We start from the raw sequence: 15,667 nt of genomic DNA, 5'->3' as shown, positions 1-15,667 counted from the left end.
TTAAGAAAGAATTCTAAATCATATAAACCAATGATTCAAAAAACTCTGATTTTGAGTGCTTGCTGTTTGTTATTATAGATATGAAATGCTATAATAAAATTAAAATTTACGATGGTTTGACCAACTCCATCAAGTAAAATCATCTTTTGATGATGATATGAAGAAAGTGGTGACAACATGACACAAACGATTTCGTCTGTTCGAAATGAAACATTGTCTAAGAAAAACAACCTGATTTTAATTGTATCACTTGCAATTTTATTGTTATCAGGGAGTGTAATTTTTGGTTGGATTGTACTTGCAATGGCTGCTGTCGCTTTTGTAAGTTCAATTTCAGTAGAAGTATTATTTGCGAAAGTTAGAAAGAAAAAACTTGATGTAACGATATTTGTTACGCCATTAATTTTTACTTTATTACTCCCTTCAACGCTACCTTTATGGATGGTTGCTGTTGGTGCTATATTTGGTACATTTTTTGCAAAAAGCTTATTTGGAGGAAGTGGGAAGAATATTTTTAATCCGTCAATTGTTGGCGCACTATTCCTACTCATTTCTTTTCCTGCACAAATGATTACAGGATGGATAGATCCCAAGTCAGGTGATATCGTTGGTGGAGCTACTCCTTTGAATTTATTCAATAGAGGTCTTCCATTTAATCATGAGATAATGGATTTTTTCATGGGAAATGTTCCTGGTTCTGTAGGTGAAACATTCAGACTTGGTATTTTAGTATTAGGTGTGCTACTCTTATTACTCAAAGTTGCCGATTGGCGTATCCCGTTATCATATATTGCTACAGTATTTGTTCTAATGGGTATTGGTAACTTAGTTGATCCTGATACATTTGGAGATCCATTGTTATCCTTAATTGTTGGAGGGTTACTATTTGGAGCATTTTTTGTTGCTACCGATCCTGTAACTGCGCCACTAACATCATGGGGTCGAGTTATTTATGGATTTGGTCTTGGTTTTATAACAGTCGTTATTAGAGTCTTTGGTGCATTTCAAGAAGGTGTTATTTTTGCAATCATCATTATGAATGCTATTGCACCACTTATTGATAATATGACTTTAAAAGATAAATTAAATGAAGTTGAGGAGGTTACAGAATGATACAACATTTAAAATTAATACTATTTGTTGTCGTTTTAGGATCTGTGACATCTTTGTTATTACTTGGTATGGATCATTTAACTAGAGAACGCATTATTGCAAATGAGGAAGCCGAGATTAAAGCGACACTTCTTAAGGCATATGATATTGAATTCACATACGCGAACATCCACGATGTATTTGATGATCATGTTCAAATTATAGAAATTGATGGATTAATCTTTTATTTAGAAGAGAACTCTGGAGCGATTAGCTTTCACTTCGATGGTGGAGGGGTATGGGGACCAATTACTGGTATTATTACTTTAGAATCCGATTTTGAAACCATAAAAGCAGTTGCTGTTCTACAACAAGAAGAAACACCTGGTTTAGGTGGAGTTGTTGCTGAAAGTCAATATTTGGCTAAATTTGTTGGTGTCAAAATGGTTCCTGAACTCATTATTACTAAAACAGTTGATCCAGATGCTGATAACGAAGTTGACGCAATCGTTGGAGCAACCAGAACATCTAATGCATTTAGAAATATATTGAATAACGCATATGCCTTGCATCTTGATGCTTGGAATAGCCGCAACGACTGAAAGGAGAACTCATGAGACTCATTCGATTATTATATACAAAACCATATAATATTTTAAAAGATGGTTTATCAAGAAACAATCCAATCGTCATTGCAGTTCTTGGTATTTGTTCAGCACTTGCTGTAACAAATAGAGTTGAAAATGCAATTGCTATGGGCTTAGGTGTTACATTTGTTATTATGGCAAGTTCAGCTACTGTATCTCTTGTTAGAAACTTTATCCCATCAAAAGTTAGAATGGTTACTTATATGGTTATCATTTCATCATTCGTTATATTAGTTCAAATGTTTCTTCAAGCTTACTTCCCGAGTATCGCAAGTGCACTTGGTGCGTATGTTGGGTTAATTATAACAAACTGTATTGTTATGGGTAGAGCCGAAGCATTCGCAGCTAAAAACCCAGTAAAATATACATTAGTTGATGGATTCGCAAGCGGTATGGGTTACACATATGTACTTATTGCTGTTGCTGTTGTTAGAGAGTTGCTTGCATTTGGTACATTGCTAGATTATCGTATCATGCCTGCTAATTGGAATAATTGGGTCGTTATGGCTATGGCACCAGGAGGATTCTTCGTTTTAGGACTATTTATCTGGTTGATTAGAGAAATGACACATTATTACGAGATGGAAGAATAGGAGGAGATAAACCATGAACAATTTACTAGAACTTATTATAGCTTCAATTCTTAGTCACAATATCGCATTGGTTTACATCCTTGGTATGTGTCCACTTATTGCAATCTCTACAAATGTGAAGAATGCTAAAGGTATGGGGATGGCTGTTGTGTTTGTCGTTACAATTACTGCTATGATTAACTGGCCTATTTATCAATTGCTACAAACAACAGGTACTGCAAACTTAAACTTATTAATCTTCATTATTACAATCGCTGCAACCGTTCAATTTTTAGAAATGATTTTAGAAAAATTCTTCCCTAAACTATATAATGCATTCGGTATTTACTTACCACTCATCACAGTTAACTGTGCAGTATTAGCCATATCATTATTCTTTGTGAATAGAGATTATAATTTCGTAGAAACAACAGCATTCGCTTTTGGTTCTGCAGTTGGGTGGTTAGTTGCTATTGTTTTACTTGCTGGAATTAGAGAAAAAATGTCAAGAAACAGTGATGTTCCTAGAGGACTTGCTGGAAAAGGTATTGTCTTTATTATATTAGGAATTGTCGCACTAGCATTTATTGGATTTTCTGGATTAGCAAACATCTAATGGGAGGTACTATATGAATTTTTTAGTTCCAGTTATATTAATTGGCGTATTGTTAATTATTTCATTTCTACTCATTCTTGCTGAGAAACTAATCGGTAGTGGAGGAGAAAAAATAATAAAACTCAATGATGATAAAATTATTCCAGTTACCGGAAATAATACTGTATTGAACACATTATCAGAACACAAAATATTTATTCCTTCTGCATGTGGTGGAAAGGCAACTTGTGGATTGTGTAAGTTTAAGCTCATCGATGGTGGTGAACCAAAACCTACAGAGTTGCCATTTTTAAGCAAACAAGAATTAAAAGATGGTATTCGCTTATCTTGTCAGGTCAAGGTTAGTGACAATATGAAAATTGAAATACCTAAAGAATTGTTGAATGCAAAGGAATATAAAACAAAAGTTATCCATATTGAAGATTTAACCCACGATATCAAACTTGTTAGATTTCAACTGATTGAACCAAACGAAATGATATTTAAACCGGGACAATATGCACAACTTAAAGTTCCAGGGCTAGATATTATTCGAGCATATTCTATTGCATCACATCCAAAAGAAACAAGTCAGATTGAACTCATCATACGACAAGTACCTAAGGGGCTGGCAACGACTTTCGTCCATAAAGCACTTGAAGTCGGAGATAAAATCATTTTAACAGGACCTTATGGAGATTTCTATTTGCAAGAAGAGTCAGAAAGAGAAATGATCTGTATTGCCGGCGGATCTGGAAAAGCACCGATTCGTTCTATCCTGTATTTTTTAAGAGATCAAGGAATGCCAAGAAAAGTAAGATATTTTTTCGGAGCTGTAACTAAAAAAGATTTATATTATACTGAAGAGTTTAAAGAACTTTCAAAAGAATTTCCAAACTTTGAATATATTCCGGCGTTATCCGCACCCGATCCAAATGATGATTGGGATGGAGAAGTTGGATTGATTACCGAAGTTGTTGATAGACATACAGCTGACTTGACTGAATCAGAAGCATATTTATGTGGATCACCAGGTATGATTCACGCATGTATTAAAGTTTTAGAGAAGCATAAAATTAGACAAGAAAACGTATTTTTCGATCCTTTTTCTTAAAAAAACAAAAGAAAAATTTAAACCTAAAGACTGTGAAAACCAGGATTTGGGTTTTTTATTTGCAAAAAATCAATAGAAATATTGCCAAAATTAAGTAAAAATCAATAAAAATCAATAAAATCAATATAAAAATCAATAAAATCAATAAAAGTTCATAAAAATACTTGACAAACGATATTTAAATGAATATAATTAAGGTGTAAGTTAAAAAAATTAATGATTTCACAAAAATAATTAAAAAAATCAAAATAGGAATCGTTAATATAAAAAAAGAATTGGGTTAATCCAAGGAAAGGATTTAAAAATGAAAAAGACATTAACTATTATGTTCTCAATGCTCGTCTTCCTAGTATTATTGACAGCTTGTACAATACAACAAAACCAAAACATTTATGATAATCAAAATAAGATATTGAAGCTTGATGATTATAAAACATACGAAGCATTAGAAGGTGGAGTTGAAGAAAACAATGCATACATTAGCTTTAAAGCATACGATGGAATTGACACACTCTTCGTCTTCTCAGGAAGTCAAACAGTAACAATCACAGTTTATGAATATGTTACAGATGGTAGATTCAAAATTGTCCTAATTGATCCATATAACAACATTAGAGAGTTAAGAGAAACTACAAGAGTAGAAACAGTCGAAGGACAATATAAAATCAAAGTTGTTGGTGATCACGCTTCTGGAACAGTTTCCATTAACGTAAATTCACAAGTTGCAGTTTCATTCTACCCATTATCAAATAAAGATTAACATACGATACAAAGGGTTTAAATGAAAGTAGAAAGTTTGAAAGTTCATTTCGAAAGCTAGGCACTAAGAAATCATGGGAAATATGATTGTGGTCTGGGTGTAGTTAGTAAAATGAGATTCAAAATGAATGATGATCAGAATGGCACTAGGAGATTGTAAAAAAACAATTATGGTCCAGGTGGTTCAGAATATCAATCAAAAAAAGGTTGCGGCACTAGGAGATCGAGTGAAACCGATTGTGGTCCAGGTGGCAAGCCGGTGTTAGTAAAGTATTAAATTGATTAAAAGGTTTAAATGAACTGTAGGGCACTAGGAGATCGAGTGAAATTGATTGTGGTCCAGGTGATATAGTAGGTTTAAATAAAAGGTTAGAAGATGTATGGCACTAAGAAATGAATAAAAATGTCATTGTGGTCTTGGTGGTACAAAGTCAAAGAAAAGATTTAAAATGTTAGACTATATGGCACTAGGAGATCGAGTGAAACCGATTGTGGTCCAGGTGATATAGAGAGAATGAAAAACTATTAGAATTAACAAGTATGGCACTGGGAGATTGTGAGAAAATCAATCGTGATCCTGGTGGTACAAAAAGCCAATCATCCAATCCTCCTTAAAACCAATCTTAGTGAAAACCTGATAGATGCAATCTAAAAAGTTGTATGATCTAGAAGGAAAGCGATAAGATTGGTTTTTTTATCCAATTATGTAGTGTAAGTTATAGAATATTCATATTTATTGTAGTATAATGCTATTATATGGTTTTCGATTTGGGGAAATATGTGCTAAGCACAAAAAAATAGAAAGAAGGCATAAAAATGATTAGTAATAGAATCGAGATTAAAGAAAAAGCAAAGCAAAACATGAAGGGGAAGTATGGGGTTGTTATACCAATTTTATTGATATTTATGGTTGTGCAAGGTGCTGTTGGTACTGTTAGAGATCAATTTACAACAAAATATTCATTAGATTTGGAAACAATGACATTCATAATGACTAGAGAAGGAAACCCAGTATTGAACTTATTATTTTCGCTATTAGCAGCTTTAGTTGGGGCAATTATCTTATACGCTTCAGCGAGAGTCTATATTCAATTAGCAAGAAATGAGAAGCCTGTGATTGAAGAAGCTTTAGCAATTGGTTTCAAAACAAACCCAGTCAAGTTGTTCGTGACTTCATTTTTGATGGGACTATATATTATGTTGTGGACACTCTTGTTAATAATTCCAGGTATTGTTAAAGCCTATGCATATTCTATGACATATTATTTATTGCATTTAAGACCAGAAGTTAATGCAGCTGATACAATTACATTATCAAAAGAATATACAAGAGGACATAAAATGGATTTATTCATATTAGACCTAAGTTATTTGCTACACTATATTCTAGGTATATTTACATTCGGTATTTATTGGTTATGGGTTATTCCAAAGCATTCAACAGCAAGAACACTTTATTATGAAGAAATTTATTTAAAACATAATCCAGTTGTTAACGAAGTACAGGAAGAATATTGATAAAAAAGTGAAGCCTCCATTTTTGGAGGCTTTTAATTTAATGTGTTTTTTCTACTTTTGTTATAAGAGCTGAATCGTGCACAGCTTTAGCGATACTTTGATGAACCTGTTTATCCAAGGGGTCAGGAATAATATAATCAGTTCTTAAATCTTTTTGCTGAATGGAGTTAGCGATTGCAAGGGATGCTGCCTTCATCATATCGTAAGTTATTTCTTTTGCATGAGCATCTAAAGCACCTCTAAAAATGCCAGGGAAGGCCAAAACATTATTGATTTGGTTACTATACTTCGAGCTTCCAGTTCCAACAATATAAGCTCCAGCATCGTATGCATCTTCAGGAAGTATTTCAGGTATTGGGTTTGCCATAGCAAACACAATAGATTTATGATTCATAGATGAAATCATATCTTTACTCACACAACCAGCAACTGATACACCAATAAAAACATCAGCATCTTTCATTGCTACTCCCAACTTTCCTGTTAATTGCTCTTGGTTTGTTTTTTCAGATAATATTCTATGAGCTTTTGATAGTGTAGGATCTGATTTTGATAGTATTCCGAATTTATCACAGACGATAATATGTTGTGCTCCAATGGATATTAGAAAATTCGCGATAGCTGTGCCTGCAGAACCAGCACCATTAATGACAATCTTAACATGGGTAATCTTTTTTTCAGCAAGCTTTAATGCGTTTAATAATGCAGCACCAACAACAATAGCAGTACCATGCTGATCATCATGGAATATTGGTATATCACAAGACTTTTTCAAAGCATTTTCAATCTCAAAGCATCTTGGAGCGGATATATCTTCTAAATTGATTCCACCAAAGCTTTTAGATAGTATTGTAATCGTCTTAATAATTTCATTCGTATCTTGTGTATCTAGACACAATGGGATTGCATCAACATCACCAAGTAACTTGAATAATACAGCCTTACCTTCCATAACAGGCATACTTGCTTGTGCACCGATGTTTCCTAATCCTAAAACAGCGGAACCATCTGTTATGACAGCAACTGTATTATGTTTTCTAGTATATAAATAACTTAGTTTATTGTCTTTAAAGATCTCTAAAGAAGGTTCTGCTACACCTGGTGAATAAACGATAGATAAATCGTCTTTATTCCTGATCTTTACTCGAGAGATCATTTCAATTTTGCCTTGCATTTTTCTATGTAATTTAATCGACTCTTCTTTATAGTTCATAATAACTCCTTTATGTATGTACGTTGATTATATTTTAACATGTTTTATTTAATAAAAATGTTAAAAAATGAGATTAAAGGGTATTCTTTGTGCAAATGAATGGAAAATTTAGTAAAACATTAAAAGCGCTTACATTTGGGGTTTATTTTTTATGACTTATTATGTATAATAAGAGTATCAGACAAAAGGAGACAATACATGAAAAAGAAATATGCTGCAGAACCATATCGTATAAAAGTAATCGAACACATTCGTCAAACGACGAAAGAAGAACGCATTAAGATTTTAAAAAACGCTGGGTATAACCCTTTTTCTTTGAGAAGTGAAGATGTCTATATCGATTTGTTGACTGATTCTGGAACAAGTGCAATGAGTCAAGAACAATGGTCAGCTTTGATGATTGGTGATGAAGCTTATGCAGGTAGTAGAAGCTTTTATAGACTTGAAAGTGTTGTGAAAAATATAACTAACTATCAATATTTTATACCTGCACATCAAGGGCGAGGTGCAGAGCAGGTCTTTTTACCACAGCTTGTTACTAAAAAGGGCATGTACTATATATCTAATATCCATTTTGATACAACAAGGTCTCATGTCGAACTTGCTGGTGCAAGAGCAATCGATTGTGTGATTGATGATTGTTTTGATTTGCAGACATACCATCCCTTTAAAGGTAATTTTTGTTTAAATAAACTGGAAAAAACGATTCTTGATAAAGGCAAGGAAAATATTGCAGGTATCATTATGACCATTACGAATAATTCAGCTGGTGGTCAACCTGTAAGTATGGAAAACATGCGACAAGTTAGTGAAATGGCTAAAAAATATGGTATCACAACAATCATTGATGGTGCACGTTATGCAGAAAATGCATTCTTTATAAAAGAAAGAGAAGAAGGATATCAAGATATGGATATCATTGATATTGCTAGAGAAGCATTTAGTTATGCAGATGTCCTTTTAATGAGTGCTAAAAAGGATGGACTTGTGAATATGGGGGGCTTTATTGCAATTAAAGATCATGAAGAGCTTTATAATAAATGTAGAACATACATAGTTCCAATGGAAGGTTTTCCAACTTATGGTGGTATGAATGGACGAGACATGGATGCTCTTGCGGTTGGACTTATGGAAGCTCTTGATGAAAACTATTTAAGACATCGCATTGATCAAGTAAGATACTTAGGAGATCGATTAAGAGAAGCTGGGGTACCTGTTCAGTATCCAATTGGTGGTCATGCAGTTTTTGTTGATTGCAAATCAATTGCACCACATATTCCATATGATCAATTTCCAGCACAAAGTGTAACGAATGCGATTTATATAGAAGCAGGCGTTAGAGCTGTAGAGATTGGCTCTTTACTGTTAGGTAGGGATCCAGATACACATGAAAATATCCAAAGTGAAATGGAACTGATGAGATTAACAATTCCTAGAAGAGTTTATACATATAGACATTTAGATGTTGTTGCAGATGCAGTAATTCATGTTTTTGAACATAGAAGTGAGCTTAAAGGTTTAGCTTTTGTTTATGAACCACCTATACTAAGACATTTTACAGCGGTTTTTAAACCGATTGATTCATTATAAAATAAGGAGGGCATCATATGCCATTTAAAATATTAGCAATAAACCCAGGATCAACGAGTACTAAGTTATCTATTTTTGAAGATGAAAAAAGTGTTTATAATATCAATATTAAACATGATTCAACCGAAATATTAAAGTTTGAACATATTATCGACCAATATGATTTTAGAATGCATGCAATAACACAAAGTCTTGAAAAAGAAAAGATTGATATATCATCATTAGATGCAGTTGTTGGAAGAGGTGGTATGTTAAAGCCTATTCCAGGTGGAACATATTATGTCAACGATGCAATGATGGAATATATTAAAAAAGCTGTTCGTGGTGAGCATGCATCAAATTTAGGATGTATCATTGCACATCATATTGCAAGCCAATATGGCATACCGAGTTTTATCGTAGACCCAGTAGCTGTTGATGAAATGGAAGATATCGCTAGATATACTGGAATGCCTGAAATTAAAAGAGATAGTTTATTCCACGCATTAAATCAAAAGGCAGTTGCTATGAAGGCTGCTAAAGATTTGGGTAAACCATATAAGGAACTTAACTTGATTATCGCTCATTTAGGTGGCGGTATCAGTGTTGGTGTTCATAAAAAGGGTAAAGTTGTTGATGTGAATAACGCACTAGATGGTGATGGACCTATGTCACCTGAACGTAGCGGTACAGTCCCAATGGGTCCATTATATAAAATGGTTTTTTCTGGAAAGTACACACTAAAAGAAATTCAAAGAAAAAATTATGGACAAGGTGGATTAGTTGCGTATTTAGGAACTAATGATGGACGCGAAATCCATGAAAGAATTGTTAATGGTGATGAAAAAGCAAAGTTTATATTTGAAGTTATGTGCTATCAAATCGCAAAAGAAATTGGTAGTTGCAGCACAGTATTAAAAGGGGAAATAGATGCAATCATATTAACAGGTGGGTTAGCTTATGATGAGATTGCAATTCAAGAGATTTCAGATCGAGTTAAATTCATCGCGCCAATTCTTATTTACCCTGGTGAAGATGAAATGGAAGCATTAGCATTAGGTGCTCTTCGGGTTCTAAAAGGTGAAGACACTGCAAAAGAATATAAATAGGTAGGTGAAACGATGATTAAATCAATGCAAGACATTATAAAAAAAGCACAATTACTTGAACCTAAAAGAATTGCTGTTGCAGCAGCAAACGACTATCATGTTTTAGAAGCTGTTCATATGGCAAAAGAGGCTAAACTGGTTGATCCTATACTTGTTGGAGATAAAAAAGAAATCGAAAAAATGCTTAAAGAACTAAAGATAAGTCAACAAGGCTATAAAATTATCGATATTTCTGATCCCGCATTAGCATCTCAAGAAGCAGTTAAACTTGTAAGTGGTGGAAAAGCAGATATTTTAATGAAGGGGTTTGTGGATTCATCCATTATTTTAAGAGCAGCACTAGATCGAGATTTTGGTTTAAGAACACCTAACAGATTATCTCATGTGAGTGTTATGGAAATCCCAAGTTACCATAAAATTTTATTAATGAGTGATGGGGCTATGAACATTAACCCAGATGTTGATGTTAAACAAGAAATTATTGAAAATGGTGTTTTGATTGCTCATGCAATGGGAATAAAACATCCTTTAGTAGGATGCATTGCAGCTGTTGAAAAAGTAAATCCTAAGATGCAAGCAACACTAGATGCACAAGAGCTTATTATAAGAAATCAAAATGACCGAATTAAAGGGTGCACCATAGGCGGACCATTTGCGATGGATAACGCTATTAATAAGGAAGCTGCACAAATTAAGGAAATTGAAGATCCAATGGCTGGGAATGTTGATTTTTTATTGATGCCACAAATTGAATCAGGAAATATATTCTATAAGAGCATGATGTTTTTGGGTAATGCAAAGAGTGCAAGTATTATCGCGGGGGCTAAAAAGCCTATTGTATTAACAAGTAGAGCAGATTCGAGAGAATCTAAATTTTATTCCATTGCTTTAGCAGCATTAGTTGCTGATGGATTATAATATTTGTCACACATATTTGTTATTAAACAATCAAGATAAGTAGACGAGGTGGAATCATGATTCAATTAGATGGTAATGCTTTAACATTAAAAGACTTAGTTCAAATAGCAAGACATCATGAAAAAATATCTATAGATGAGAAAAGTAAAAAGCTCATTCAACAAGCGAGTCTTTTTGTTGAAGATGTTGTTAAGCACGATCAAGCAGTTTATGGTATTAATACAGGTTTTGGGCATTTAGCACACGTAAAAATTAATAAAAACCAAGTTGAGGAATTACAAATTAACCTTCTAAAAAGCCATGCTTGTGGTGTAGGAGAACCTTTACCAATAGAAGTTGTTCGAGCAATGATGACTCTAAGAATTAATGCTTTAATCAAAGGTTATAGTGGTATAACCCTAGAAACGATACTTAAACTTGCTGAATACTTAAATGAGAATATTATTCCTGTAGTTTTTGAAAAAGGTAGTCTTGGTGCAAGTGGAGACTTAGCTTTGCTATCTCATATGAGTTTACCACTTGTTGGTTTAGGTGAAGTTTATTATCAAAACGAACGCCTAGATACAATGAAAGCATTAGAAAAAGCAAATATAAAACCACTACCTAAATTAAAAGCAAAAGAGGGATTAAGTTTAATCAATGGTACACAAGGTATGAGTGCCATTGGAGGACTTGTTTTATATGATGCGATGAACTTATTAAAAATAGCAAACTTATCACTATCATTAACCATGGAAGCGTTAGGTGGTGTTATGGACGCTTATCACCCAGTAGTGCATCAAATTCGTAATCAAAACGGACAAATAGATGTAGCAAAAGAAGTGGTTGAAAACTTAAAAGGCAGTCAGCATGTTACTAAACAAAATGAAATGCGTGTACAAGATGCATATAGCCTTCGTTGTGCACCTCAAGTGCACGGTGCGTCTCTTGATGCATTTCGTCATATATTTGACATTGTTGAAAGAGAAATGAATGCAGTAACCGATAATCCTATCTTGTTATTAGACGAAAATATAGCTGTTAGTGCTGGAAACTTTCATGGTCAACCACTTGCATTAGCATTTGATTATATGGCAATTGCACTTTCAGAACTTGCTAATATTAGTGAAAGACGCATTGAACGCATGGTTAATCCACATCTTTCATGTGGACTTCCACCATTCTTGGCAAAACACTCAGGATTGAATTCAGGATTTATGATTGTCCAATACACTGCAGCATCATTAGTCAGTGAAAACAAGGTCTTATCACATCCTGCATCTGTCGATTCAATTCCCTCATCAGCAAACCAAGAAGATCATGTTTCTATGGGTGCAATATCTGCAAGAAAAGCTAAATCCATTTTAGAAAACACAAGAAAAGTGATTGCGATTGAATTGTTGACTGCTGCACAAGCTCTTGATTTTAGAGAACAAAAAAAATTAGGTATAAGAACTCAAAAAGCATATCAATTTATTCGTCATTTTATTCCGTTTATTGAACATGATGAACCTCTATATCCATATATGCATCAAATCGAAAAAATAATCAGTGATGAATCCTTTATTCATAACATATTCGAAGGGACTGATGATCTTTGATTGGAATCAATTTAAAATCAATATTTAAAGAACTTCCTGATTATCCTGAATTCAATCAATCCATTCGAAGAGCACCTAAAAGAGAACTAACTTTAACAGATGATGAAATCGTTTTAGCTGTAAAAAATGCATTAAGATATATTCCTGAAGAATGGCATGAAATTTTATCGTTAGAGTTTACAGAAGAACTTATGACAAAAGGTAGAATTTATGGATATCGATTTAGACCTAAGGGAAGAATCTATGGGAAACCAATAGATGATTATCAAGCAAATACATTAGAAGGCAAAGCATTTCAAGTCATGATAGATAACAATCTAGATTTTGAAGTTGCTCTTTATCCTTATGAGTTAGTGACTTATGGTGAAACAGGACAAGTCGTTCAAAACTGGATGCAATATCATATCATCAAAAAATACCTCGAGATGATGAATGATTCACAAACCTTAGTTGTTTTATCGGGGCACCCATTAGGACTATATTTATCAAATCCTCAAGCACCAAGAGTTATCATTACTAATGGTTTAATGATTGGTGCATATGATAACCTAGAGTCATTTAATCGTGCAGCAGCATTAGGTGTTGCTAACTATGGACAGATGACAGCTGGTGGTTGGATGTACATTGGACCACAAGGTATTGTTCATGGAACTTATTCAACACTGCTTAATGCAGGAAGAATTAAATTAGGTATCGGAAAGAAAGATAATCTCAAAGGTAAACTCTTTGTTTCATCTGGTTTAGGTGGTATGAGTGGTGCTCAAGGAAAAGCTACAACCATCGCTGGTGGTGTTGGTATTATAGCTGAGGTTGATGCTTCACGAATATCTACAAGGTTTAAACAAGGCTGGATTGATAAAGTTGCGAAATCGCCTGGTGATGCTTTTTCACATGCACAAGCATCTATGGAAAAAGGTGAATCATGTGCGATTGCGTTCTACGGCAATATTGTAGATTTACTCGAGTATGCGATTGAGAAAAACATACACATAGATCTTTTAAGCGATCAAACAAGTTGTCATGCAGTATACGATGGAGGTTACTGTCCACAAGGCATTACCTTTGATGAAAGAACAGAACTACTTAATAAAGATAAAGATGAGTTTATTCTACGTGTCAATCAAAGTTTAATCCAACACATTAACGCAGTTGAAAAATTAGTTGATCAAGGAACATATTTCTTTGATTACGGCAACAGTTTTCTAAAAGCAGTTTATGATGCCGGAGTTAAACATGTATGCAAAAATAAAGAAAATGATTTAGATGGATTTATTTATCCATCATATGTAGAAGATATTATGGGTCCTGTTTTATTTGATTATGGTTATGGACCTTTCCGTTGGGTTTGTCTTTCAGGAAAAGAAAGTGACCTTGATAAAACCGATCAAGCAGCAATGGATATGATTGATCAAAACAGAAGGTTTCAAGACTTAGATAATTATTACTGGATAAAAAATGCTAAGAAAAATCATTTGGTCGTAGGCACGCAAGCTAGAATTTTGTATCAAGATGCTTATGGTAGACTAAAGATCGCATTAAAGTTTAACGAAATGGTAAGGAATAAAGAAATAGGACCAATCATGCTAGGTAGAGATCATCATGACACAGGTGGAACAGACAGTCCATTTAGAGAAACATCCAATATTAAGGATGGTTCAAATATTATGGCAGATATGGCTACCCACGTCGCTTTAGGTAACGCTTCAAGGGGTATGAGCTTAGTTGCACTTCATAATGGTGGAGGTGTCGGAATAGGTAAGGCAATCAATGGGGGTTATGGTATGGTTCTAGATGGATCACCACGAGTCGATGACATCTTAAAACAAGCCATGTTATATGATGTTATGGCTGGCGTATCACGAAGATCATGGGCTAGAAATGAGCATGCGATTGAAACATCAAAACTTTATAATGAATTAGATAACAATTCAACAATAACAATTCCTTATATAGCTGACGATGAAATGATAAAAAAAAGCATTTTAAAGTATAAAAGAAAAGAGGTTAAGTCGTGAATAAAATCGTTCAATGTGTACCCAATATTTCAGAAGGAATAGATTTAGCTAAAATTGAATACATTACTGAACCACTTAAAAATAAAGAGGGATTTAAATGTATAAGTGTAGAACCCGATAAAGATTATAATAGAAGTGTTATTACTTTATTAGGTGATCCTGAAAAAATGATTGAACCCCTAGTAGAATTTTATGGAAGAGCATTAGAAAAAATCAATATGAATGAACACAAAGGTGAGCACCCTAGAATGGGAGCTGTTGATGTCTGCCCGTTTATTCCGATTGCTGATATAAAAGTTGAAGCATGTATCGAGTATGCGAAAATACTGGCTGAAAAAGTATCAAGCACACATAATATTCCAGTGTTTTTATATGCATTAGCAGCACAAGATGAATCAAGAGTACAGTTACCACATATTCGCAAAGGTGAATATGAAGGAATGAAAGAGAAACTAAAAGATTCTCTCTGGAAACCTGATTATGGTCAAGCTGAAGTTCATCCAACATTTGGGGTAACTGCAATAGGTGCAAGAATACCTTTAATTGCCTATAATATTGACTTATCTACAGATAACGAGAAAACAGCTCGTGCAATTGCAAAATCAATCAGGCAATCTTCAGGAGGATTTCAATATGTTCAAGCAGGGCCTGCTTATCTTGAGGAAAGAAAACATACTCAAGTAACCATGAACATTTTAGATTTTAAGAAAAATCCGATTTATAGAGTATTTGAAACTGTTAAAATGGAATGTAGAAGGTATCATGTTGAAGTCACAGGTTCTGAGGTTGTAGGTCTTATTCCTATGGAAACACTTATGGATACAATCAAGTATTATCAAGCTGTGAACCAGATAGATTTCGATAAAGACATGTCATTTAATGATGTTGTTAAATATGCACAAGAATATATAGGGTTAAGAGATTTTGATGTATTAAAAATTATAGAAGCAAACCTATAAGGGGGAA

14 protein-coding genes are annotated in these 15,667 nt (G+C 33.8%); 13 read left to right on the top strand and 1 reads right to left on the bottom strand.

Translation table 11 applies throughout. The features are described 5' to 3' along the window. Positions 1-177 precede the first annotated feature (177 nt). The 7 genes from QJ521_RS07290 (at position 178) to QJ521_RS07260 (ending at position 6,297) form a co-directional block, all read left to right on the top strand. Positions 178-1,113, top strand: a complete 936-nt coding sequence (locus QJ521_RS07290) for an RnfABCDGE type electron transport complex subunit D (protein ID WP_282839796.1) — start codon at positions 178-180, stop codon at positions 1,111-1,113. Continuing rightward, positions 1,110-1,694 (top strand): FMN-binding protein, encoded by a 585-nt coding sequence (locus tag QJ521_RS07285; RefSeq protein WP_282839795.1) that lies wholly within the window; start codon positions 1,110-1,112, stop codon positions 1,692-1,694. The genes QJ521_RS07290 and QJ521_RS07285 overlap by 4 nt, the downstream gene beginning before the upstream one ends. 11 nt (positions 1,695-1,705) lie before the next feature. Next, positions 1,706-2,332, top strand: coding sequence for an electron transport complex subunit RsxE (gene rsxE / locus QJ521_RS07280; RefSeq protein WP_282839794.1), 627 nt, complete (start codon positions 1,706-1,708; stop codon positions 2,330-2,332). A gap of 13 nt (positions 2,333-2,345) precedes the next feature. Continuing rightward, positions 2,346-2,927, top strand: a complete 582-nt coding sequence (locus QJ521_RS07275; protein WP_282839793.1) for an Rnf-Nqr domain containing protein — start codon at positions 2,346-2,348, stop codon at positions 2,925-2,927. A gap of 13 nt (positions 2,928-2,940) precedes the next feature. Next, a complete protein-coding gene (locus tag QJ521_RS07270; RefSeq protein ID WP_282839792.1) occupies positions 2,941-4,020 on the top strand; it encodes an NADH:ubiquinone reductase (Na(+)-transporting) subunit F in 1,080 nt (359 codons plus the stop codon). 304 nt (positions 4,021-4,324) lie between these two features. Then, the gene (locus QJ521_RS07265; protein ID WP_282839791.1) at positions 4,325-4,780 is read left to right on the top strand and encodes a conotoxin; all 456 of its coding nucleotides are present in this window, start codon (positions 4,325-4,327) and stop codon (positions 4,778-4,780) included. Between the two features lie 815 nt (positions 4,781-5,595). Beyond that, positions 5,596-6,297, top strand: a complete 702-nt coding sequence (locus tag QJ521_RS07260; protein ID WP_282839790.1) for a DUF975 family protein — start codon at positions 5,596-5,598, stop codon at positions 6,295-6,297. Positions 6,298-6,334: 37 nt separating this feature from the next. Here the strand turns inward: QJ521_RS07260 and QJ521_RS07255 are convergent, their stop codons facing one another. Beyond that, complete coding sequence (locus tag QJ521_RS07255) at positions 6,335-7,510, bottom strand: NAD(P)-dependent malic enzyme (protein ID WP_282839789.1); 1,176 nt, start codon at positions 7,508-7,510, stop codon at positions 6,335-6,337. A 198-nt stretch (positions 7,511-7,708) separates the two neighbouring features. Between QJ521_RS07255 and QJ521_RS07250 the strand changes: the two genes are divergently transcribed. From QJ521_RS07250 to ftcD, 6 genes are read left to right on the top strand one after another with little or no spacing between them, the layout of a single operon-like run. Next, a complete protein-coding gene (locus QJ521_RS07250) occupies positions 7,709-9,100 on the top strand; it encodes a tryptophanase (protein WP_282839788.1) in 1,392 nt (463 codons plus the stop codon). A gap of 17 nt (positions 9,101-9,117) precedes the next feature. Then, positions 9,118-10,188, top strand: a complete 1,071-nt coding sequence (buk, locus tag QJ521_RS07245; RefSeq protein WP_282839787.1) for a butyrate kinase — start codon at positions 9,118-9,120, stop codon at positions 10,186-10,188. Between the two features lie 12 nt (positions 10,189-10,200). Further along, on the top strand, positions 10,201-11,106 hold the full coding sequence (locus tag QJ521_RS07240) for a bifunctional enoyl-CoA hydratase/phosphate acetyltransferase (protein ID WP_282839786.1): 906 nt from the start codon (positions 10,201-10,203) through the stop codon (positions 11,104-11,106). Between the two features lie 56 nt (positions 11,107-11,162). Continuing rightward, positions 11,163-12,686: a histidine ammonia-lyase gene (gene hutH / locus QJ521_RS07235; protein WP_282839785.1), complete on the top strand. Its 1,524-nt coding sequence runs from the start codon at positions 11,163-11,165 to the stop codon at positions 12,684-12,686. Continuing rightward, complete coding sequence (gene hutU, locus QJ521_RS07230) at positions 12,683-14,701, top strand: urocanate hydratase (RefSeq protein WP_282839784.1); 2,019 nt, start codon at positions 12,683-12,685, stop codon at positions 14,699-14,701. The genes hutH and hutU overlap by 4 nt, the downstream gene beginning before the upstream one ends. Next, positions 14,698-15,660: a glutamate formimidoyltransferase gene (ftcD, locus tag QJ521_RS07225; protein ID WP_282839783.1), complete on the top strand. Its 963-nt coding sequence runs from the start codon at positions 14,698-14,700 to the stop codon at positions 15,658-15,660. The genes hutU and ftcD overlap by 4 nt, the downstream gene beginning before the upstream one ends. Positions 15,661-15,667: the final 7 nt, after the last annotated feature.

This window comes from Peloplasma aerotolerans (assembly GCF_030012175.1).
Lineage (GTDB): Bacteria > Bacillota_I > Bacilli_A > Acholeplasmatales > Acholeplasmataceae > Peloplasma > Peloplasma aerotolerans.
Note: the sequence above shows the minus strand (reverse complement) of the source record. Positions and strands in the feature narration are given on the sequence as shown.